The 21,975-nt window shown below is 59.1% G+C and carries 22 protein-coding genes and 1 pseudogene; 5 read left to right on the top strand and 18 right to left on the bottom strand.

Annotation, left to right across the window (positions count from 1 at the left end):
• Nucleotides 1-6: 6 nt before the first annotated feature.
• From pdhA to G560_RS0112780, 5 genes are all read right to left on the bottom strand, one after another.
• Nucleotides 7-996, bottom strand: coding sequence for a pyruvate dehydrogenase (acetyl-transferring) E1 component subunit alpha (gene pdhA, locus G560_RS0112800; RefSeq protein ID WP_022704703.1), 990 nt, complete (start codon nt 994-996; stop codon nt 7-9).
• Between the two features lie 154 nt (nt 997-1,150).
• Nucleotides 1,151-1,453 (bottom strand): FtsB family cell division protein, encoded by a 303-nt coding sequence (locus tag G560_RS0112795; protein ID WP_022704702.1) that lies wholly within the window; start codon nt 1,451-1,453, stop codon nt 1,151-1,153.
• Nucleotides 1,454-1,580: 127 nt separating this feature from the next.
• Nucleotides 1,581-2,474, bottom strand: a complete 894-nt coding sequence (locus G560_RS0112790) for a fructose bisphosphate aldolase (RefSeq protein ID WP_028914062.1) — start codon at nt 2,472-2,474, stop codon at nt 1,581-1,583.
• A 121-nt stretch (nt 2,475-2,595) separates the two neighbouring features.
• A complete protein-coding gene (locus G560_RS0112785; RefSeq protein WP_028914061.1) occupies nt 2,596-3,378 on the bottom strand; it encodes an SDR family NAD(P)-dependent oxidoreductase in 783 nt (260 codons plus the stop codon).
• 4 nt (nt 3,379-3,382) lie between these two features.
• Entirely contained in the window at nt 3,383-4,576 is a 1,194-nt protein-coding gene (locus tag G560_RS0112780) for a phosphoglycerate kinase (RefSeq protein ID WP_022704700.1), read from the bottom strand.
• A 123-nt stretch (nt 4,577-4,699) separates the two neighbouring features.
• Here G560_RS0112780 and G560_RS0112775 point away from each other — a divergent pair, with 123 nt between their 5' ends.
• Nucleotides 4,700-5,206, top strand: a complete 507-nt coding sequence (locus G560_RS0112775) for a peptidylprolyl isomerase (RefSeq protein WP_022704699.1) — start codon at nt 4,700-4,702, stop codon at nt 5,204-5,206.
• Nucleotides 5,199-5,807, top strand: coding sequence for a peptidylprolyl isomerase (locus G560_RS0112770; protein ID WP_022704698.1), 609 nt, complete (start codon nt 5,199-5,201; stop codon nt 5,805-5,807). The genes G560_RS0112775 and G560_RS0112770 overlap by 8 nt, the downstream gene beginning before the upstream one ends.
• Nucleotides 5,808-6,021: 214 nt before the next feature.
• Here the strand turns inward: G560_RS0112770 and G560_RS0112765 are convergent, their stop codons facing one another.
• Both G560_RS0112765 and tyrS read right to left on the bottom strand, forming a co-directional pair.
• Nucleotides 6,022-6,417, bottom strand: coding sequence for an MAPEG family protein (locus G560_RS0112765; RefSeq protein WP_022704697.1), 396 nt, complete (start codon nt 6,415-6,417; stop codon nt 6,022-6,024).
• 209 nt (nt 6,418-6,626) lie between these two features.
• Entirely contained in the window at nt 6,627-7,874 is a 1,248-nt protein-coding gene (tyrS, locus tag G560_RS0112760) for a tyrosine--tRNA ligase (protein WP_022704696.1), read from the bottom strand.
• A gap of 73 nt (nt 7,875-7,947) precedes the next feature.
• Here tyrS and G560_RS0112755 point away from each other — a divergent pair, with 73 nt between their 5' ends.
• The gene (locus G560_RS0112755) at nt 7,948-9,042 is read left to right on the top strand and encodes an anhydro-N-acetylmuramic acid kinase (RefSeq protein WP_022704695.1); all 1,095 of its coding nucleotides are present in this window, start codon (nt 7,948-7,950) and stop codon (nt 9,040-9,042) included.
• 15 nt (nt 9,043-9,057) lie between these two features.
• Here G560_RS0112755 and rarD read toward each other — a convergent pair whose 3' ends face one another.
• The 6 genes from rarD to G560_RS21640 form a co-directional block, all read right to left on the bottom strand.
• On the bottom strand, nt 9,058-9,960 hold the full coding sequence (gene rarD / locus G560_RS0112750; protein ID WP_022704694.1) for an EamA family transporter RarD: 903 nt from the start codon (nt 9,958-9,960) through the stop codon (nt 9,058-9,060).
• Between the two features lie 199 nt (nt 9,961-10,159).
• Complete coding sequence (eno, locus tag G560_RS0112740) at nt 10,160-11,437, bottom strand: phosphopyruvate hydratase (RefSeq protein ID WP_022704693.1); 1,278 nt, start codon at nt 11,435-11,437, stop codon at nt 10,160-10,162.
• Between the two features lie 34 nt (nt 11,438-11,471).
• Nucleotides 11,472-12,398, bottom strand: coding sequence for a DMT family transporter (locus G560_RS0112735; protein WP_022704692.1), 927 nt, complete (start codon nt 12,396-12,398; stop codon nt 11,472-11,474).
• Nucleotides 12,395-12,814: a Fur family transcriptional regulator gene (locus G560_RS0112730; protein ID WP_022704691.1), complete on the bottom strand. Its 420-nt coding sequence runs from the start codon at nt 12,812-12,814 to the stop codon at nt 12,395-12,397. The genes G560_RS0112735 and G560_RS0112730 overlap by 4 nt, the downstream gene beginning before the upstream one ends.
• 103 nt (nt 12,815-12,917) lie before the next feature.
• A complete protein-coding gene (locus tag G560_RS0112725; RefSeq protein WP_022704690.1) occupies nt 12,918-13,601 on the bottom strand; it encodes a DUF533 domain-containing protein in 684 nt (227 codons plus the stop codon).
• Between the two features lie 122 nt (nt 13,602-13,723).
• Nucleotides 13,724-14,626 carry a DUF533 domain-containing protein gene (locus G560_RS21640; protein ID WP_022704688.1) on the bottom strand — a complete coding sequence of 301 codons (903 nt, stop codon included), beginning with the start codon at nt 14,624-14,626 and terminating at the stop codon, nt 13,724-13,726.
• Nucleotides 14,627-15,316: 690 nt separating this feature from the next.
• On the opposite strand from G560_RS21640, the gene G560_RS0112710 reads away from it, so the two are divergent.
• Both G560_RS0112710 and G560_RS0112705 read left to right on the top strand, forming a co-directional pair.
• Entirely contained in the window at nt 15,317-19,006 is a 3,690-nt protein-coding gene (locus G560_RS0112710; protein WP_022704687.1) for a vitamin B12-dependent ribonucleotide reductase, read from the top strand.
• A gap of 467 nt (nt 19,007-19,473) precedes the next feature.
• Nucleotides 19,474-19,950: a toll/interleukin-1 receptor domain-containing protein gene (locus tag G560_RS0112705; RefSeq protein WP_231575890.1), complete on the top strand. Its 477-nt coding sequence runs from the start codon at nt 19,474-19,476 to the stop codon at nt 19,948-19,950.
• Nucleotides 19,951-19,957: 7 nt separating this feature from the next.
• On the opposite strand, the gene G560_RS19275 is transcribed toward G560_RS0112705, so the two are convergent.
• The 5 genes and pseudogenes from G560_RS19275 to G560_RS0112680 all read right to left on the bottom strand — a co-directional run.
• On the bottom strand, nt 19,958-20,164 hold the full coding sequence (locus G560_RS19275; RefSeq protein ID WP_022704685.1) for a hypothetical protein: 207 nt from the start codon (nt 20,162-20,164) through the stop codon (nt 19,958-19,960).
• Nucleotides 20,165-20,279: 115 nt separating this feature from the next.
• Nucleotides 20,280-20,468 (bottom strand): hypothetical protein, encoded by a 189-nt coding sequence (locus tag G560_RS0112695; RefSeq protein ID WP_022704684.1) that lies wholly within the window; start codon nt 20,466-20,468, stop codon nt 20,280-20,282.
• A gap of 76 nt (nt 20,469-20,544) precedes the next feature.
• On the bottom strand, nt 20,545-21,276 hold the full coding sequence (locus G560_RS0112690) for an ATP-dependent metallopeptidase FtsH/Yme1/Tma family protein (protein ID WP_338053578.1): 732 nt from the start codon (nt 21,274-21,276) through the stop codon (nt 20,545-20,547).
• Nucleotides 21,277-21,348: 72 nt separating this feature from the next.
• A pseudogene (locus tag G560_RS21710) lies at nt 21,349-21,594 on the bottom strand (AAA family ATPase); the annotation flags it as partial.
• 115 nt (nt 21,595-21,709) lie between these two features.
• Nucleotides 21,710-21,975: ATP-binding protein (locus G560_RS0112680; protein WP_022704681.1), on the bottom strand; the 266-nt coding region annotated here is incomplete at its 5' end.

Genomic DNA, 21,975 nt, shown 5'->3' with positions numbered 1-21,975 from the left:
TCTCCCTCAGGCGTAAATATCTGTCCAAAGCTCTTCAAGTGCAGGCTCTGGGCTGTTTTTGGCGAATTCGGCGGATTCGTTGACGATCGCCTTGATCTCTTTGTCGATGGCTTTCAAATCGTCATCCGACGCATGGCCACCTTGAACGAGCAGGTCGCGGACATGTTCGATGGCGTCTTTTTCATCGCGCATCTTTTGCACCTCTTCGCGGGTGCGGTATTTCGCGGGGTCCGACATGGAATGGCCACGGTAACGATAGGTCATCATTTCCAGAATATAGGGGCCTTCGCCAGCGCGGCAGGCAGCAACCGCCTTTTCGGCCGCGGCCTTTACGGCCAGCACGTCCATTCCGTCAACGGATTCGCCTTTGATGCCATAAGCCGCACCCCGTTCCCAAAGCGAAGGCGACTTGGTCGAGCGTTTGACCGAAGTGCCCATCGCATAGCCATTGTTTTCAATCACGAAAACGACAGGCAGGTTCCACAGTTCGGCCATGTTATAGGTCTCATAGACCTGGCCTTGGTTTGCCGCGCCATCGCCGAAATAGGTAAAGGATACGTTGTCATTGCCAAGGTATTTATCTGCAAAAGCAAGGCCCGCACCCAACGGCACCTGCGCGCCCACTATGCCGTGGCCGCCATAGAAATGCTTTTCTTTGGAGAACATGTGCATAGAGCCGCCCTTACCCTTGGAATAGCCGCTTTCGCGACCGGTAAGTTCTGCCATAACCCCTTTGGGGTCCATACCGCACGCCAACATGTGGCCGTGGTCACGGTAGGATGTGATGCGCTTGTCACCCTCTTTGGTCGCCGCCTCGATCCCCACAACAACCGCTTCTTGCCCGATGTACAAATGGCAAAAACCGCCGATCAGCCCCATTCCGTACAATTGCCCCGCCTTTTCCTCGAATCGACGGATCAACAGCATCTCACGGTAAAAGCCCATGAGTTCTTCTTTGGATGTATTTGATTTTGCAGGTTTCTTCTGTGCGGCCATGAGGCGCAACCTCCCTCAGATATGAAAGTAGTTCACTATTAAACTATCTAGGAGGGTACGGAAAAACAAGGGAAAAGCCGAGGCGTGCATGAACGGCAAGGGCCGCCGGAGGTGGAGCAGTGTCGATGGGGCTGGTTAAAGGACGTGGCCGTGGTTAGCGGATGACGATTTCGTCCGCACGCAGATAGCCCAGCACATCGCGGGCCTGTTCATCCAAAAGATCAAGGTCGAGATAATTGTCGGACAGTCGATTGGTCAGGTTTTTCATCTCGGCCAGCTGGACCAGTAATGCGTCGCGCTGTTCAGTCAAGGCACGTTCTTCGGCCCGTAACTGCACCTGCCGGAACACACCATAATCGCCTTGCACGGCGGCAAAGGTGAAATAACCGCCAAGACTGATCGCCAAAAGGATCAATAAAAGCGTTCCCAATGCGGGGCGGGGTACGGTTGTGGTCATCTGCGTGCTGCCTCATACCCCTCTCATTCGGGGGCCTACGCACACCTTGCCACAAGTGATTCGCAAAGGGAATCCCCTCAATGAGGAAATTCCCATCTTTATTGGGGTTTAGGCGGTTTTGGGGTGCTTAACCCGTAAGGGAAGCGGCGTGGATGCTGGTGATCGCATCGCCCAACATGGCATCAAATTCCGCATCGCTTTGGCCTGCACTTAGCCCTTCAGACAGCGCGCGGCTAAAGCTAGCGATAACGCCGGTGTTTTGCGCAAGGATATGGTTTGCGTCATTGCGGTTATAACCACCCGACAAGGCAACCACGGCCATGACAGCAGGGTGATCGACCAAGGGTTTGTAAAGATTGGCTTTGGTCGGCAGGGTCACTTTCAGCATCACTTGCTGGCCTGCTGGCAGGCGGTCCAAGTGGCGCAAAAGCGCGGCAAGCAGCAGCGCCTCGGCCTCGGCCTTATCGGCGATGGAAATGGTTACTTCGGGTTCCAGAATTGGCATCAGTCCCGCTGCGGTCACTTTGGCCCCCACGGCGAATTGCTGGGCGACGATAGCCTCAATCCCGTCAGCATTGGCGGCATTGATGACCGAGCGTTCTTTGGTGCCAAAAATCCCCGTTTTGGCCGCGCGGGCCAGCAGGGCGCCAAGCGCGGGCATCGGTTTCATCAACTGCACGCCGTTGGCTTCGGCCTCCAGCCCTTTGTCGATCTTCAGGAATGGCACAACGCCGCGCTGTTCCCACAGGTATTGCGCGGTTGGAATACCATCAATCGCGCGGTCCATCGTTTGTTCAAACAGGATCGCGCCGATCACCTTATCGCCGGTAAAGGCGGGCGATTTGATGATCCGCGCGCGCATTGCGTGGATCAGGTCATACATTTCATCCTCAGAGGCATAGGCTCTTTCCTCTACGCCATAAAGCCGCAGCGCCTTGGGGGTGGAACCGCCGCTTTGATCCAGCGCTGCGATAAAGCCTGCGCCTAGTGCCATCTGTTCGGCTTGCTTGCTGTTCGGCATCATACCATCCCCATGATCCAGAAATAGGGGAAGTCCCCTGTTGCAAAAGGGCATAGCGGGATGCGGCAGTCCAATCAATTCTGTTGGCGCTAACAATCTGAAATTACATCAAAATAGGGGATCAGCCACGGCGTTTCAGAAATATCTGTGCGATCCATGCCACCAAGGTGCGCGGTGCAAAACGGGGCAGGTTGGCGAAAACCATGTTTGACACCCCCGTCACCTTAACGCGCTTGCCCCGCTCCATCGCTGCCCAACCTGCGGCTGCCACGCTTTGCGCAGGGGCCATGCCCAGCTTGGTTATCAGCGTGGCGCGGACAGCATTATCAGCGTCGAAAAACGCGGTTTCGGTGGGTCCGGGGCAAAGCGCTGTTACGGACACCCCTGTGCCACGCAGCTCGGTCGCTACAGCCTCGGACAGGCTGAGCATATAGGCTTTGGTCGCGTGATAAACGGCCATATGCGGCCCCGGCATGAAGGCGGCGGTCGAAGCCACATTCAGCACCCGACCGGACCCCTGTTCCAACATATGCGCCACGGCGCGTTTCATCAAAATTGTTGCCGCGACCACATTGACCGATATCGACGCAGTCTCACGTGGCCAATTGGTATCATCTGCAAAATGGCCATTGCGGCCAAGCCCCGCATTATTGATCAGAATCCCGATCTGCCGCCCGTTTGAAGCATCGCGCCACAACCGCTCCGCTGCCTCTGGGTCGGCCAAATCTGCGGGCAGCACCACAACCGACACGTGATAGGCGCGTTGCAGTTCATGCGACAGGGTTTGCAGCTTATCTTCTTGCCGCGCGGTCAGGATTACGTCGAACCCTGATTGCGCGGCCAGAATGGCGAATTCGCGCCCTAACCCTTCGGATGCTCCGGTAACCAGGGCCCAAATTGCCATCGTTTTATCCTTTCAGGGCTGCAACGCCGGGCAAATCGCGCCCTTCCATCCATTCGAGGAACGCCCCGCCTGCGCTGGAAATATAGGTGAATTGATCGGCCACGCCCGCCTTGTTCAGCGCGGCCACTGTGTCACCGCCGCCTGCCACAGATACAAGGCCGCCTGCCATTGTCAGCGCCCCTGCCTTTTGCGCCGCCGCATTGGTGGCCGTGTCAAAAGGATTGATTTCGAACGCACCCAAAGGGCCGTTCCAGATCAGCGTGCGTGAATTGGCGAAAACATGGGCGATATTGGCCACCGTCTGCGGCCCTGCATCAAGGATCATCGCATCGGCAGGGCAATCGCCCACGGGCAACACCTCGGACGCGGCCCCCGCCTTGAATTCACGCGCGACCACGATGTCCAAGGGCAGGTGAATTTCGCAGCCCGATTGGTCTGCCTTGGCCAAAATCGCCAGCGCGGTGTCTGCCATGTCACGCTCGGCCAGACTTTTGCCAACCTCAATCCCTTGGGCGACAAGGAAGGTGTTTGCCATGCCGCCACCGATGATCAGGTGGTTCACCTTGGTCACCAGATTGCCGAGCAAGTCCAGTTTGGTAGACACCTTGGCCCCGCCAACCACGGCGACCACGAGGCGCACAGGATTGCCCAAAGCCGCCTCGAGTGCGGAGAGTTCGGCCTGCATCAAGCGGCCTGCGCAGCTGGGCAACAGGCGCGCGATGCCTTCGGTGCTGGCATGTGCGCGGTGCGCGGCAGAAAAAGCGTCATTCACATAGATATCGCCCAAAGCCGCCATGCTGGCCGCCAGCATCGGGTCATTCTTTTCCTCGCCCGCAAGAAAACGGGTGTTCTCCAGCAAGACAACCTCATTCGCCCCCATGGCGGCAATGGCCGTTTTGGCGGGGCCGCCAATGCAATCGCTGGCGAATGTAACCTTAACCCCGGGCAGGGCGGCCTGCAGGGCAGGCATAACCTGCGCAAGGCTCATGTCTGGCACGACGGCACCTTTGGGGCGACCGAAATGCGCCAAAAGGACAGGCTTGCCGCCTTTGGCCAGAATATCGGTCAGGGTGGGTACAATGCGTTCAATACGGGTGGCATCAGTGACCTTGCCGTTTTCCATCGGCACGTTCACGTCAACCCGCACCAGCGCGACCTTACCGGCCAAGTTCATGTCATCCAGCGTTTTCCAAGCCATTGCAGCCTCCTATCTTTGGTTGCCCTTCTTCGACCCTATCCCATCGGGTTCGTCAATGGTTAGCCCTTTCCAACAGCCTTCGGGATGATTAAGTTGCGCGTCAGATAAATAGAGGAGCGCCAAATGGCCGATATCAAAGACCCAGAGAACACAATCTTGATGGAACTCAAGGGCGGCACTGTCACGATTGAGCTGCTTGCCGATGTGGCGCCCAAGCATACCGCACGGATGAAAGAGCTGGCCCGCGCCGGCGCCTATGACAATGTCTGTTTTCACCGCGTGATTGACGGCTTTATGGCCCAGACCGGTGATGTCGAACATGGCGATATGGAAGACGGGTTCAACCTGCGCCGCGCAGGGACAGGCGGATCCGATATGCCCGATCTTCCGGCCGAGTTTTCCAAGCTGCCGCATGCGCGCGGGACTTTGGGTGCGGCGCGGTCGTCGAACCCGAATTCGGCCAACAGCCAGTTCTTCATCAACTTCAAGGACAACGACTTCCTGAACGGCCAATACACAGTTTATGGCCGCGTGATTTCGGGGATGGAGCATGTGGATGCCATCGCAAAAGGCGAGCCGCCAGCAGCGCCGGACCGGATGATTTCGGTAAAGGTGGCTGCCGATGCGTAAGGATACTTTGGTCGCGGGCGGGTTTTTCGCCCTTGGGCTGGCGGTTTTGGGGGGCTATGCGCTGTCTCAATCCGCGACGCCTGCCATGGCGCAGGCTGTGGACGGGCCCGGCCCGAACCTGGTGATCGAGGTTGCTGGCGAGGCGAATGGCCGTGTGGTCATTGATATGCTGTCCGATCTAGCGCCCAAGCATGTGGCCCAGATTACGGCGCTGGCGAAAGACGGGAAATATGACGGGGTGGTGTTTCACCGCGTGATTGACGGCTTTATGGCCCAAACCGGCGATGTCGCGTTCGGAAAAGCGGGCGGCGATACCAGCCGCGCGGGGATGGGTGGGTCTGATTTGCCCAACATTCCGGCCGAGTTTTCAGCCGAGACGTTTGATCGCGGGATCGTCGGTATGGCCCGCAGCCAAAGCCCGGATTCGGCCAACAGCCAGTTTTTCATCATGTTCGCGCCGGGCCCGTTTTTGGACAATCAATACACAGTCGTGGGTCGCGTGATTGAAGGCATGGATGTGGTTGATCAAATCAAGCGCGGCGCTGGTGGCAATGGCGAGGTTTCAAACCCCGACCAAATGGCAAAAGTGACCGTGGAATAATCGGATTGGCCCGCCCTTGTCTTGGGGCGGGCCAAATCTTTTGCAGATGACCGCGCGCGGACATTTTCCCAACACATTGATTAAGAACAATAAATTTATTTTTGTTAACCTGATTTTAACCCGCGTTCGCGGTGGTTTTTGCAAACGATGCCTAACCAGATATGCTTGCAAACTGACCCTCGTGAGGCCTTTAAACGTCGAAGCGCCGTGGGGGTTAAGCCCCCACCCCTAAAAGGCCCATCACCGCACCAATCAGCGCCAAGATCAACAACACAAACACCGGCACAATCGACAGCATAAACCCCAATCCGCGCTTGGCCGGATCGGTGACATAGGCGCGCCAGAACAGATGGCGACCGATCAGATAGATCGCAGCAATCGGGGCAACGACATAAGCTGGCCAAAACAGCGATGCCAGATACAGAGCGGGCAAAAACGCCATCATCACTTCAATAGTGTTCATTTGCACGCGGTACATGCGTTCAAACCCCGCATCGCCCGTCATCGCGGGGGCCTTTAGCCCCGATTTGGCACGGGCGCGGCCGGTGAGCCAGCCAAAGGCAAGATACTGGACGACGGCAAGAGCAGCGACAAAGGCGATTGCGGGCATGGGGTGGTCCTTACAATTGAGGGGTGGTGCGCTGAAGCACACCCTACGCGGGGTGGTTGGAAAGCCGCAGAGATTTGCAGTGCTTTCCGTCGGCTTTCCTCTTCATCTTTGCACAAATACCTCCGGGGGGTCCGGGGGGCTGGCCTCCCGGCCTTTGGTTGATCGGGGGGGCTGCCCCCCCGGCTTTGCCTCGCAGGATGCGCAGAGTTTTATCCCAGCACAATCAGCGCATGGCGTTTGCGGCCTGCGGTCAGTTTGATCGGCTGGGCAAGGTCGGCGGCGGTTATCATCTGGCCCTCAACCACAGCTTCGTCATTCAGCCGCGCACCGCCCTCAGTGATCAGACGCTTGGCGTCCTTGCCCGATTTCGCCAGACCGGATTTGACGAAGAGTGACGAGACGGAAACACCGTCGGCCAGTTCGTCTGCGGTCACGGTAAAGGTTGGCAAATCATCACCCGTGCCGCCTTTTTCAAACACGTCGCGGGCCGTGGCTTCGGCCGCCGCCGCGGCCTCGGCACCGTGGCAAAGGGTGGTGACTTCATTGGCAAGGATAACCTTGGCGGCGTTGATGTCTGACCCTTGCAGTTGGCCCAAACGGTCGCATTCGTCCACCGGAAGCTCGGTATAAAGTTTCAGGAAACGGCCGACATCGGCATCGGTGGTGTTGCGCCAGAACTGCCAGAATTCATACGGCGACAGCATATCGGCGTTCAGCCAGATCGCGCCATTCAGGCTTTTGCCCATTTTCTTGCCGTCTGATGTAGTCAGCAAAGGCGAGGTCAGGCCAAAAATCTGGTTGTCCAAAACGCGGCGCGTGAGGTCGATACCGTTGACGATATTACCCCATTGATCGGACCCGCCCATTTGGAGCAAACAGCCGTAGCGGCGGTTAAGTTCCAAGAAATCATAGGCTTGCAGGATCATGTAGTTAAATTCAAGGAAAGACAGCGATTGTTCACGGTCCAGCCGCGACTTTACGGACTCGAACGACAGCATGCGGTTGATCGAAAAATGCCGCCCGATGTCGCGCAGGAAATCGAGGTAGTTGAGTTGGTCCAGCCATTCGGCGTTGTTCAGCATCAAGGCATCATTCGCACCCTCGCCAAAGGTCACGTAGGAAGAGAACACACGGCGAATGCCAGCGATATTGTCGTCGATTTGCGCCGGTGACAGCAGCGGGCGCTCATCGGCGCGGAATGACGGGTCGCCCACCTTGGTCGTGCCGCCGCCCATCAGGACAATCGGTTTGCCGCCACATTTTTGCAACCAGCGCAGCATCATGATCTGGATCAGACTGCCCACATGCAAGCTTTTGGCCGTGGCATCAAAGCCGATATAGCCGGGCAGGATGCCTTTGACCAACGCCTCGTCCAGCCCTTGATAATCGGTGCAATCGGCCAAAAAGCCGCGCTCCATCATCACGCGCATGAAGTCTGATTTTGCATGGTAGGTCATGGGGCTCTCGTGCTTTATACTATATGTCATGCGCGTATAGCGGGGCGGCGGGGTGCCGTCAAAGGGGGCTTTGATGTTGAAGGCAGGAACGGTCTGGGCGCTGGGGGCGATGTCGGGGACGTCGCTGGACGGGGTGGACGCGGCGATGGTGCTGACCGACGGGCACCGGATTTTAGAGTTCGGGAACACGGCCTACCGCGCGTATACGGACCCCGAGCGCGATCTGTTGCGATCTGGCTTGGGTCTTTGGCACGGTGATGCGGGGGTTGAAGAGGTGGCCGAAGCGGTTGAGGCCGTGCATGCGGCTGTGTTGGGGCTGTTTGACGGGGCCGAGATTGTGGGGTTTCACGGGCAAACCCTGGCGCATGATCCGGGCGGGCGGGGGACGTATCAATGCGGGTCGGGACAGGTGTTGGCCGAAGTGCTGGGGCTGCCTGTGGTGTGGGATTTTCGGACGGCGGATGTGGAAATGGGCGGGCAGGGCGCGCCCTTGGCCCCGTTTTTCCATTTTGCTTGTGCCAAGTTTATCGGGGCCGATGCCCCTGTGGCGTTTTTGAATTTGGGCGGGGTGGGAAACCTGACATGGGTTGACCCGCGCCATCATGCGCCCGAGGAGGCGGGGGCTTGTTTGGCCTTTGACACAGGGCCTGCGAATGCGCCGATCAATGATTTGGTGGCGGATCGTTTGGGGCTGTTGCGTGATGAGGGCGGGGCGCTTGCGGGGGCTGGTGTGCCGGATGAGGGGATTGTGACGCAGTTTCTTGCGCATCCGTATTTCTATAGGATGCCGCCCAAGTCTTTGGACCGGAATGATTTTGCGGGGTTGGTCAAGGCGGTGGCTGGGTTATCCGATGCCGATGCGGCGGCGACTTTGACGGCGGCGGCGGCGGCGGCGGTGGCCAAGGGGGCGGAGCATTTCCCCGCGCCTGTTGCGCGGTTGTTGGTCACGGGCGGCGGGCGGCATAACGTGGTGATGATGGCGATGCTGGCCGATTTGATGGGCTGCGAGGTGGTGCCAGTTGAGGCCGTGGGGCTGGACGGGGATATGCTGGAGGCGCAGGCTTTTGCCTATTTGGCGGTGCGGGTGGCAATGGGGTTGCCGACCTCTTGTCCCGGCACCACGGGGGTGCGGGCGGCGATTGGGGGCGGGCAGATCAGCAAGCCTTGAGCGCGGTTGCGGGCCCTAGGCTTTGCGCGCGCGGCCCCTGAACATGGCGATGGAATAGAGGATCAGCGCGGCCCAGATCATCGGGAAGGCGATCATGCGGGGGATGCCGAAGGGTTCGTTGAAGATGAACACCGCCGTTAGGAAAATCATCGTTGGTGCGATATATTGCATGATGCCGATGGTCGACAGCCGCAAGAGTTTCGCGCCATTGGCATAGAGCATCAGCGGGATTGCTGTAATCACGCCGCAGCCCAAGAGGAGCCAAGTGTCAGTCGCGGTGCCTTGCAGGAAGTGGCTGGTACCGGTGGTTTGGACGTAGATCACATATCCCAGCGCGAAGGGGGTGAGCAGGATGACTTCGAGGGTGAAGCCCTGGTTCGGGCCGATGGGGAGTTGTTTTTTGAGATAGGCGTAAAAGCCCCAACTGAACGTCAGGGCAAGGGCGACCACGGGCAGGCGGCCTGCGCCGATGGTCAGCACGATCACGGCGATGGCGGCAAGGGCAACGGCGGCCTTTTGCAAAGGCGAAAGCCGTTCTTTGAGAATGAAAGCCCCAAGCAGGATGCTGAACAAGGGGTTGATGTAATAGCCCAAAGCCGCGTCAAGCGCGTGGCCTGCGCCGATGGCCCATATGTAAAAGCCCCAATTGACCGAGATCAGGATGGCGGCCACCGCGGCCATGCCGAGCATTGAGGGCGTGCGCAAGGCGCGTTTCAGATCTGCGGTGCGGCCTTGGGCCAGCAGGACCACGGCGGCGATGGGCAAGGACCACAGCACGCGGTGGGCGATCACCTCGGTTGGCGGAACATGGGCCAGCGCCTTCATGTAAAGCGGTAGGAACCCCCAAAGCACATAGGCGGAGAGCGCGTAGAAAAAGCCTGACAGGCTGTCTTCGTTTTTGGGGGTGTTTTGGGTCATTGGGCAGGCATAGCCCTGCGGGGCACGGGCTGCCAGATCTAAGTTGTATCGGATACATTTGCGGGGCTTGCGAAGGGCGCAGAATGGCAAGGGCCAGCGCCCTGTGGCAAAGGGTGGGTTTGGATATTTTTGCCGGAAAGAAGGCGGGGGGCTGGGATAGGCTTGGCGGGCAGTGGTTTGCCCGCCAAGGCCAAAGGTTTTAGCGTTTCAGGATGGAGCGGCCTGCAAATTCGGCGGTTTCGCCTAGCATTTCCTCGATCCGGATCAACTGGTTGTATTTTGCCAACCGGTCAGACCGCGCCAGCGAGCCGGTTTTGATTTGGCCGCAATTGGTGGCAACGGCGAGGTCGGCAATCGTTGCATCCTCGGTTTCGCCCGAACGGTGCGACATGACGTTGGTAAAGCCTGCGCGGTGGGCCATTTCGACGGCTGCCAAAGTTTCGGTCAGCGTGCCGATTTGGTTGACCTTGACCAGCATCGAATTGGCGCTGCCTTGGGCGATGCCTTGGGCCAGACGGGCGGGGTTGGTCACGAACAGATCGTCGCCGACAAGTTGGATCTTTTTGCCCAGCTTGTCGGTCAGCATTTTCCAGCCCGCCCAATCATCTTCGGCCATACCGTCTTCGATGCTGATGATCGGATAGACGGCGCACAGCGCGGCAAGGTAGTCGACGTTTTCTTCGGAGGTCAGCGATTTGCCTTCGCCTTTCATTTCGTACTTGCCGCCTTTGTAATATTCGGTTGAGGCGCAATCGAGGGCGAGCATGATATCCTCGCCCGGGCGGTAGCCTGCCTTTTCAATGGATTTCAGAATGAAATCAAGGGCATCGCGGGTGGAGCTAAGATTTGGTGCGAAGCCGCCTTCGTCGCCGATGCCGGTGGAGAGGCCTGCGTTTGAGAGTTCCTTTTTCAGCGTGTGGAACACTTCGGACCCCATGCGCACGGCGTCACGGATGTTTTCGGCCGCCACAGGCATGATCATGAATTCCTGGATGTCGATCGGGTTATCGGCATGTTCGCCGCCGTTGATGATGTTCATCATGGGCACGGGCAACATGCGGGCAGAGGTGCCGCCGACATAGCGGAACAGGGGCTGGCCCGAAGCCTCGGCAGCGGCCTTGGCCACGGCAAGCGAGATGCCGAGAATAGCGTTTGCGCCAAGGCGGGACTTGTTGGGGGTGCCGTCGATTTCGATCATGGTGCGGTCGATGGCAACCTGTTCCATCGCGTCAAAGCCGACGAGTTCTTCGGCCAATTCACCGTTGACGGCGGCCACGGCCTCTAAAACGCCTTTGCCCATGTAGCGGGATTTGTCGCCGTCACGCTTTTCCACGGCTTCATGCGCGCCGGTGGATGCGCCCGATGGTACGGCGGCGCGGCCCATGTCGCCCGATTCAAGATAGACATCAACCTCGACCGTGGGGTTGCCACGGCTGTCAAGGATTTCGCGGGCGTGGATATCGACGATTGTGGACATTGGGCACTCCGGTATTTTGTGGGTTTGGAGGTGTTTACCTTGCGGTAGGCACTTTGGAAAGGGCGGCGAGACGGGTACGGCGGCGCAGGTGGCGTTCGCGGGCAAAGGTGTAGAGGCCGGAGCCGATGATGAGGGAGGCGCCGATCACCATCCAGATGTCGGGGCGTTCACCAAAGAAGATGGCGGCGAGGATGGCGGCAAAGACGAGGCGGGAATAGCGGAAGGGGGCGACGAACGACACCTCGCCCACGCGCATGGCGGCGGTGACGGCCCAATAGCCGACAAGGCCGGTGAGGAGCGCGCCTGTGAGGTCGAACCATTGGCTGGGGTCGATAGCGGCGGGCTTGGTTTGGCGCAGCGCCATAAGGAGAAGGCCTGCGGGGATAAGGGCAATATAGGCCCAAGTGGTGAGCTGGAAGGTGCCGATGTCACGCGGCATCATGCGGGTGGAAAGGTCACGCGCGGCGAGGATGAAGACGCAAGCAACGGTGAGGAGGCCCGCGGCCTGGAACCCGTCAGTGCCGGGGCGCAGGATTATTAGGACGCCTGCAAAACCTGTGAGGATGGCCGACCAGCGCCGCCAACCCACGGGTTCGCGCAGGAACAAAGCCGCGCCCATTGTGACGACAAGTGGCGAGGCTTGCAGCAAGGCCGCATTGATGGACAGCGGGATGAGGGCGAGGGCGGTGATGTAGAGCATGCTTGCCCCCGCCTCGGACAATGACCGGATCAGGGCGGCGCCGGTCAGCGCGCGGCGGGTCAGGATGGGTTGGCCCATGCTGCGGGCCACGGCCCAAAAGCACAAGGCGCCTGCGAAACCGATCATCGCGATGACTTGGCCGGGGTGCAGGGCTGTTGCTGCGCGTTTGAGGAAGACGTCCTCAAACGCGAAGGCCGCCATTGAGCCGAGCATCAAAAGGCTGGCACGGGTGTTGTCGCTGTCAGAGTTGGTGCCGCTCATGCCTTTGGCTTTTTCACAGGGACGCCGTACAGCTCTAACCTGTGGCCTTTGAGCGTGTAGCCAAGGCGGGCAGCGATGCGGTCTTGCAGCGCCTCGATCTCGGGGTCGACGAATTCGATGACCTCGCCCGAATTCATGTCGATCAGGTGGTCGTGGTGGTCGCGTTCGGCGTCCTCGTACCGCGCGCGGCCATCGCCGAACTCCAAGCGTTCCAAGATGCCCGACTCCTCGAACAGTTTGACCGAGCGGTAGACGGTCGCGATGGAAATGCGCGGATCAATGGCCGAGGCGCGGGCGTACAGCTCTTCGACATCGGGGTGATCGTCGGCGGCACCGATCACGCGGGCGACGATGCGGCGCTGTTCGGTCATGCGCAGGCCGGCGGCCTCGCAGCGTGCGATGATGTCTTTGGTCATGGCTGGCCCTGCGCCCCGTGGTCTTACGTGATGTTGGCACCCATTTACGCAAAATACGGGGCAGGCTCCACCCTTTTCGTGACAAAAGGGCGGAGGGACGTGTTTAGGCGTAAAGGAGGGGGACGCCTGCCTGTGTGTGGATATCGTTTACCACGGGTTTGGCGAGGGCAAGGGCGGTGGCGAGGTCGTGCAGGTATTGCGCCTCGGCGCGGCTATCGAGGTCGATGGCCATGAGGGAGAGGAGGTAGATCTGTTCCTCCATCCCGTCGGGTACATCGGCGGCGAGGGCTGCGATATCAACGGGTTGGTCCATCAGGCCCGAGACGAAGGCGATTTCTTCGTCGGTGGCGTTGTCCATGTGCTGCATCAGCTTGGCGCGTTCGCCTTCGTCCAGCGTGCCATCGGCCATAGCGGCCTGCACCATCGCGCGCAGCATCAAGGCGGCGGCGAGTTCTTGGTCGCGGGTGGGTTCCGCGATTTCGGTGCCGATGATGGCCGAGTTGAAAACGGGGTTCAGGCCCGCGGGCGCCGTGGCTGGCGGCGTGGGGGAACCAAGGAGGCCGCCCAAGGCACCTGCGCCGCCTATTTTGCCCAACATGCCGCCGAGATTGTTTGAGTGTGGCGCGCGGGCGTTTGTATCGGCTCGAGAGCCGCCACCAAGGTTTTGCAACATGCCACCAATGCCGCCCGCGCCCAGTTTGGGCATGCCATTGCGCGACACGTGATCTACGCTTTTGGCGATAACAACGCCCAAGGCGACCTTTGACAATGTGGAAATCAGACCCATGCGACGCTCCCTGCGATGCTATATTATACGGTGCATGTGTGGGTTGGGGCGCGCGGTTTCAATATGGCGCGCGCAAAGTTTTGTGGTTTGGGGGGCGGTTTTGGCCCCCCAAACCCGTGGGATCAGCTGTAAAGCCGCTGCGCGCCGGCCTGATCATGGATCTGGTTGACCAGATTCTGGTTCAGCCCAAGGGCGGTGGCAAGGTCGTGCAGATACTGTGCCTCGGCCTGTGCATCAAGGTCGATGGCCATGAGGGACATAAGGTAGACCTGTTCTTCAAGCCCGCGCGGCACCGCATCAACCAGCGCGTTTATATCGACGGGTTGGGCCAAAAGATCGTTCACAAAAGCGATCTCTGCGGGTGTTGCCTCGCCGAGGCTGTCCATTAGCTTTTGCTTTTCCGTCTGGTCCAGTTTGCCATCGGATTTGGCGGCTTGGACCATTGCTTTCAACATAAGGGCGGCTGCGACCTCTTGCTGGGCATTCGGGGCGGCGGTGGGTTGTTTGCCCGCCATGATGTCCGTCAGCATGCCACCCAAGCCGCCGATGCCGCCACCTGCGGCTGCACCAGCCGCCGCACTACCCGCAGCACCACCCAAAAGACCGCCGAGCATATCACCCAAACCGCCGCCCGTGCCACCAGCCGTGTTGCGCGACGTTCCTGTAAGCCCGCCGAGCAAGCCGCCAAGACCGCCTGCGCCGCCAGCCAAACCGCCCAGCAAATCATCGAGTCCCGATGGGGGGCTGGTGCGGTTATTGGTCGGGCGTTTGGCGCCGCTTTGGGTGCTGAGTTGTTCGACTAGGCCACCAAGGCCGCCTGACGCCCTGCCAGCTGCGCTGCTGGTTTTGGTACTGGACCCGTTGCCCAACAGATCGCCCATCATATCGGCCAGCCCGCCCGATTGTTTCGGCAAGGGTGCATGGCTGCGGCCTGCACTGTCCGTTTCGGTCCGGGACATATGGCTGACGCCTTTGGCGATCGCGACACCGATGGCAACTTTGGCAAGTGTAGAGACGAGACTCATGGATACCCCCTATATGTAGTGGGGCCAAAGCCCCGATTGGCAAAGGTTTGGCGGGTGAGCCGGCGTGCAGCAAGGGGAAGTTTTCGCCAGACGCGCCAGTTTGGGGGCAGAGTGCAGGCGGGGCGCGCGTTGATTCTGCACACAGACAAAATACCAAGCCGATCCAACATTGGGCGTGACCGTAACCGCTGCGCCACAGTCGAAACCCGATATGCTGCGCCACGGATTTATTGATTCTGCCTGAACACCAGATGTAGTGGCTGGGGCGCGATTAAAGCTTAATGTGAGCTATTTGTGGTAAAGGGGCCGAAAACAAAGGGATTGGCGGATTTTCGCGCGCTGTGGATATGTCTGTTTGTAAAAAGGCCTGAGCGTTGGCTGTTTTGATCGTTTGATCGAGAATCCTTACGCAACATAAAAATGACCCACAGGGCGCAATTTATCTGTGGAGAATTGTAAAATTTCCGTTGCCCCAGCCTGAGAATTACGACAGTTTGTCCGAGTGCTGCCGATATACACTAGATATGGTGGTGCGCCGAGACAATCAGCCATAGGGCACCTGCCCAATTGCCAAGAACCTTTTGGAGGGTTTGGCGCGCCTTTTCCGTAAGGATTGGCGCGGACGGTATGGCTATTATTTGCGAAACCATCAGGCGCTGGACGCCTGCAACAAGTCGGAGACGGGGCAGTATGAAAATCGAGCGGAAATTCACGGCGCAAGCCACGGGTGCCTATGGCGCGATGGATTTTACCACAACGGTATCAGAAATTCGCAATCCAGACGGCAAGATTGTGTTTCGCAATGACGCGGTAGAAGTGCCAGCGGGCTGGAGCCAAGTCGCGTCAGACGTTTTGGCACAGAAATATTTCCGCAAAGCAGGCGTTCCGGCGCGGCTGAAAAAGGTCAAGGAAAAGGGCATGCCCGAATTCCTGTGGCGGTCAGTCCCCGATGAGGCCGCTTTGGCAAAATTGCCCGAAGATCAACAGATTGTAGGCGAAACTTCAGCCAAACAAGTGTTTGACCGTTTGGCCGGTGCTTGGACCTATTGGGGTTGGAAGGGCGGCTATTTCACCGCCGAATCCGATGCGCAGGCCTATTACGACGAGATGCGGTTCATGCTGGCCAACCAGATGGCTGCGCCGAACAGCCCGCAGTGGTTTAACACCGGCCTGCATTGGGCCTATGGCATCGACGGCCCATCGCAGGGTCACTATTACGTGGATTACCTGACCGGCGAGCTGACGAAATCGTCCAGCGCCTATGAGCATCCGCAGCCGCATGCGTGCTTTATCCAGTCGGTCAAGGATGATCTGGTTGGCGATGGCGGGATCATGGACCTGTGGGTGCGTGAGGCGCGGTTGTTCAAGTATGGCTCGGGCACTGGTACCAACTTTTCGTCGCTGCGCGGGGCAGGGGAGAAGCTGTCGGGTGGTGGTAAGTCGTCGGGCCTGATGGGCTTTTTGAAAATCGGTGACCGCGCTGCGGGGGCGATTAAGTCGGGTGGCACCACGCGCCGCGCGGCCAAGATGGTGATCGTGGATGCGGACCACCCCGATATTGAAGATTTCATCAACTGGAAGGTCATCGAGGAGCAAAAGGTGGCCTCCATCGTGGCCGGTTCCAAGATGCACGAGCAAAAGCTGAACGCGATTTTTGCGGCAATCAAGGCGTTTGATGGGTCGGCTGAAGGTGCCTATGAGCCGACTGCGAATGTGGGCCTGAAGGCGGCGATCAAGGATGCGAAGAAAGTCGCGATCCCCGAGACCTATATCAAGCGCGTTTTGGATTATGCCAAGCAGGGCCACACCAGCATTGAATTCCCGACCTATGATACCGATTGGGATTCTGAGGCGTATTCGTCGGTTTCGGGCCAAAACTCGAACAACTCTATCCGTGTGACCGATGCGTTTTTGAACGCGATCAAGGAAGACGGCAATTGGGAGCTGATCAACCGCAAGGACGGGTCGGTTTCCAAAACCATCAAGGCGCGGGATTTGTGGGCGCAAGTTGGCCATGCCGCATGGGCCTGTGCCGATCCGGGCATCCAGTTTCATGACAGCGTGAACGCATGGCACACTTGCCCCGAAGATGGCGCGATCCGTGGGTCGAACCCGTGTTCGGAATATATGTTCCTGGACGATACGGCCTGTAACCTTGCCTCGATGAACCTGCTGACGTTTTACACGGACGGCAAGTTTGACAGCGCGGCCTATATCCATGCGACCCGCTTGTGGACAGTGACGTTGGAAATCAGCGTGATGATGGCGCAGTTCCCGTCCCAAGAAATCGCACAGCGGTCGTATGATTTCCGCACGCTGGGCCTTGGCTATGCCAACATTGGCGGTTTGCTGATGAACATGGGCTTTGGGTATGACAGCGATGAAGGCCGCGCATTGTGCGGTGCCTTGACCGCGTTGATGACAGGCGTGTCCTATGCGACTTCGGCTGAGATGGCGGGCGAATTGGGTGCGTTTTCGGGCTTTGCCCGCAACCGCGACCACATGCTGCGGGTTATTCGCAACCACCGTGCGGCGGCCCATGCGTCGGGCGAATATGTCGGGGTGAACGTCGATCCTGTAGCGTTGGATCAGGTGAATTGCCCGGACGAAACCCTTGTTTCCCTTGCAAAAGGCGCGTGGGATGAGGCCTTGGCCTTGGGCGAAAAGCACGGGTTCCGCAACGCGCAGACCACCGTTATTGCGCCAACCGGCACCATCGGTTTGGTGATGGATTGCGACACTACGGGTATCGAGCCTGACTTTGCGCTGGTGAAATTCAAGAAATTGGCCGGTGGTGGGTATTTCAAGATCATCAACCAGTCGGTGCCTGCGGCGCTGGAAAAGCTGGGTTATGGTTCGGCCCAGATTTCCGAGATTGTCGCCTATGCGGTGGGTCACGGCTCGTTGGGCAATTGTCCTGGCATCAACCACACCAGCTTGGTCGGTCACGGTTTTGGCCCACGTGAGATTGAAAAGGTCGAAGGCGCGCTGGCCTCGGCATTCGATATCCGCTTTGTGTTCAACCAATGGACGCTGGGCGAGGATTTCTGCAAAGGCACGCTGGGCATTCCGGCTGAAAAGCTGGCCGATCCGACGTTTGATTTGCTGCGTCACCTTGGGTTTACCAAAACCCAAGTGGAACAGGCGAACGAGCATATTTGCGGCACCATGACGCTGGAAGGCGCGCCGTTCCTGAAGACGGAACATTACAGCGTGTTCGATTGCGCGAATGCCTGCGGTCGCAAGGGCAAGCGTTACTTGTCGGTTGCAAGCCACATTCACATGATGGCAGCGGCACAGTCGTTCATCTCGGGTGCGATTTCCAAGACGATCAACATGCCAAACTCGGCTACGATCCCCGAAACGCTGGCGGCCTATGAGCTGTCGCATTCCTTGGGCATCAAGGCGAACGCGCTGTACCGTGACGGGTCCAAGCTCTCGCAGCCGTTGGCATCGGCGCTGGTTGAAGATGATGACGAGGCTGAAGAGATCTTGATCAACGGGTCCGATCAGGAAAAGGCCATCGTTTTGGCTGAAAAGATCGTGGAAAAGGTGATCATCAAGGAAATCATCAAATCCCACCGTGAAAAGCTGCCAGAGCGCCGCAAGGGCTATACCCAAAAGGCGGTTGTGGGCGGGCATAAGGTGTACCTGCGCACAGGCGAATACAAAGACGGCCAGTTGGGCGAGATTTTCATCGACATGCACAAGGAAGGTGCGGGCTTCCGCGCCATGATGAACAACTTTGCCATCGCGGTGTCGGTGGGCCTGCAATACGGCGTGCCGTTGGAAGAATTTGTCGAGGCGTTCACCTTTACCAAGTTTGAACCCGCCGGCATGGTGCAGGGCAATGACAGCATCAAGAATGCAACGTCGATCCTTGACTATATCTTCCGCGAATTGGCCGTGTCTTACCTTGACCGCACCGATCTGGCGCATGTGAAACCGCTGGGCGCGTCGTTCGACGATCTTGGCGGTGGGGTTGGCGAAGGCAAGCTGAACATCAGCCCGATGAACGATGCGGCCACAAGCCGTGGCTTGGAAGTGCTGCGTCAAATCTCGTCCACCGGCTATCTGCGCAAGCGGTTGCCGCAGGAACTGACGGTGCTGCAAGGTGGCGTCGGGGCTGCGGCCTTGGCGGCGGGGATGGACCCTGTTTCGGTTCTGAACACGCTGGTTCCGCAAACCGCGCAATCAGCGACCAGCGCCACTACAGTGATTACCAGTGGTTCGGTGGCCGTCGCGATGGATGCACGGGTCAAGGCCAAAATGCAGGGCTATGAAGGCGAGGCTTGCGGCGAATGCGGTAACTACACGCTGGTCCGCAACGGCACCTGCATGAAGTGCAACACCTGCGGCGGGACAAGCGGCTGTAGCTGATATCGACTTAAAGCTGTTGTCCCTGGGGGGATAGTTCCTCCCGATTGGGGGGATAAATCCTCCCATTCGGGGCAAAATTTTTCCGGGGTGGAACGAAAGCAGAGATCGGCTGGTAGCTAACTTTTTCTGGGCTGGCCGATCTCAGACCGCTGCGGATTACAGTGACGCGGGACAGAAGGCCCCCGTGGGCAAGGTGAACCGACGATCACTTTGTTCTTGTTCGTGATTGTAAGGACCTGACTATGGCCAGATGCACCGCACCTCGAGAAGGTCACCGTTCAGCCGCAGCGGCCGCTAATTGTCCAGCATGCCGGGGGCGCTACGGCCGTTCTTCGGGATATAGTAGTTACGGATCGTACACATCCAGAGATTATTCGGGAACAACACGCATTGCGGTGGCGTCAAGTAGTTCGGCGAGAACCGGTGGTTCCGCCAAGCCTAGGTGGTCTCGCTCAGACTCGACCGTTGTGTATACCGATCTTCAAGTTCGTTCCCTGACGCCCATCCGCGAAAGCGTTGAAGCGCGCTCTACACAGGACTTACGCGACGTATTCTTGTGCCACGCCTGGGACGATCGGCAGGGAGCGGCGAAGGAGCTCCACGATCTTCTCGAGCAGAAGGGGGTAAAGGTCTGGTTTAGCGAAAAGGACGTGGGCTTGGGCGTGCCGCTGATGCGAGCCATCGACAAAGGGCTCGCGAATTCCCGGATCGGTATCGTGTTGGTGACGCCCGCGCTGCTGAGGCGGCTCCCGTCTGAAGGTATCGCCGACAAAGAGTTGTCGGCCATGCTTGCGGGCGAACGGCTCGTCCCGATCGTGCACCAGACCACCTATGATGCGCTGCGCAAAGTGAGCCCACTGCTTGCGTCAAGAAGTGGACTCAGCACTGCTGAGGAATCGATGGCGGCGGTGGCTGAAAAACTGGCGGAACTGGTCACCTTGTGACGATCGTCTAACTATCGTCCTTGTCCTTGGACCGTTGCTTGATCTTCTGCATATATTTCGCCGGTAGGCCGATCTCTCCCTTCTTGAACCCACGGAACACGAGATTTTCCTGCTGGAGCTGGGATGGCGTAACCTCACCCCGGCGCAGGCGCTCTTCGTCCCTTTCGCGGGAGCGGGCTTTGGCCGCAGCTCGGTTCTTGAACACGTCCAACATGATGATCTCCTAGTTGAGATATAATGGAAAAATCCGGCTGCGTCACGTTGCGTGAATGGTAGAACCGGGCCCGGTCGTCGATGAATGCGAGCGGCCGTGGCGAGAGCGTGTCGTGCTACGTCTCCGCCGTGCTGGATCCGGCACAGCCTTCGCGGTTCCCGCCCCGGTCCGCCTTGAGCCGGAGACATTCTGCCTCGATTTCCCGGATCGAGGCTTCGTCCACGATGCGGAACAGGTCGAGCCCAAGGCGGCGGGCTTCGTCGACCATTTCAGCGTTCAGCCTCGGGCGTATCTTGATCTGCATCGGCCTATCCTCCGGTACCCGAGCCAAATGTTAACTTGGGCCGCAGGGGGTGCGCCCCTGCGGCTGATCGTGATGTTCACTCCGCCCCGGCCGGGACCGGGGCATCAGTGCGGCCGGGTTCCACCTGAATCCCCGTCAGCAGTTCGGTGATCTGGGCCGTATCCAGTTGCCGCCGCTCGGACAGGACCGCCGCAATCCTCTCGATTGAGGGCCGGTGCCGGTCCATCGCGGCGCGCGCCTCGGTCTGGGCCGCCTGAAGGGAGGCTTCGATCCTCTGGCGCATCGGTTCCGGGATCAGCGAATACGGGGTTTCCGGTGGAACCCAGGTCAGCGTTGGGCCGAAACCCAAGCCGCATTCGGCCTCTAGGGCGAGCTTGGTGGCTTGCGCCAGGTCACTGTTTGCCCCGGTTCCACCACCGCTGGAAATATCCCCCAGCACAACCTCCTCGGCGGCGCGCCCCGAAAGAACTGCGCACTGAAATGCGCGCAGGCTGTCGCGTGTCAGGCTGGGGATGGCTGGTCGCACCACCTCGCCTCCGGTCGGGGTCACGCGCGCCGAGGTAGCGGCGGGCAGCCCGAACACGGCCCCGGCCACAAGATGGCCGGCTTCGTGGAGGCAGATCCGCCACATGAGATCGGGTGCGAGTGGTGGCTGGACGGCATCCGCCGCCGCCTGAACGTGCTCGGCGGAGAAGGGCTTTCCCTCCGACCGGGCCCGGGTCCGGGCGTCCCGCACGAGCGCCACGAGTTCAGCACCGGTCCGCCCCATCATCTGGTCCGCCAGGCGATCCAGATGATCTTCCGTGATCGTGTCCGTCAGCGCAGAGGAGAGAAGAACCCGTACTCCACCCCGGTCCGGCGGATAGACAGGGATATGCCGATCGTACCGCCCCGCGCGTATAACGGCCGTGTCGACTCGGTCGACGTCATTGGTGGCCGCGATGAGAATGACGCCTTCCGTGGCGGATAGCTTGTCGAGCAGCGTGAGAAGGCCATTGATGACGCCGATCATGTATCCGGAAACAGACTGACCACGCCTATGAAAAGAATCGATTTCGTCCAGGAACCAGACGCTGGGCGCACCAGCAGACGCGCGATCTGCGGAAGCGTTCAGCTCGCGCAAGAAATCACCCTGATGTCCGTGCCGCTGGCAATCTGAGTAACTCGTTGTTGATTGTCACTGAGAACTGACCCGGCATTGTCACCGCGATTTGACCCACCCATTAGTTATGTTCTCTATGTCATGATGGCGTCAATGCTGTTGCCTCCTTTCGCTTTTTCTTCGCTGTTTCGGAGCTGGCCTTGAAGCGGTAGCTGTCATTGCCAGTCTCGAGGATGTGGCAGCGATGGGTAAGACGATCGAGCAGTGCGGTGGTCATCTTGGCATCGCCGAACACGCTGGCCCATTCGCTGAAGCTCAGGTTGGTGGTGATGATGACGCTGGTGCGTTCATACAGCTTGCTCAGAAGGTGGAAGAGCAATGCACCGCCAGAGGCACTGAACGGCA

The organism is Pseudorhodobacter ferrugineus DSM 5888 (genome assembly GCF_000420745.1).
Taxonomy (GTDB): Bacteria; Pseudomonadota; Alphaproteobacteria; order Rhodobacterales; family Rhodobacteraceae; genus Pseudorhodobacter; species Pseudorhodobacter ferrugineus.
This window is presented reverse-complemented; position numbering and strand designations above follow the sequence as displayed.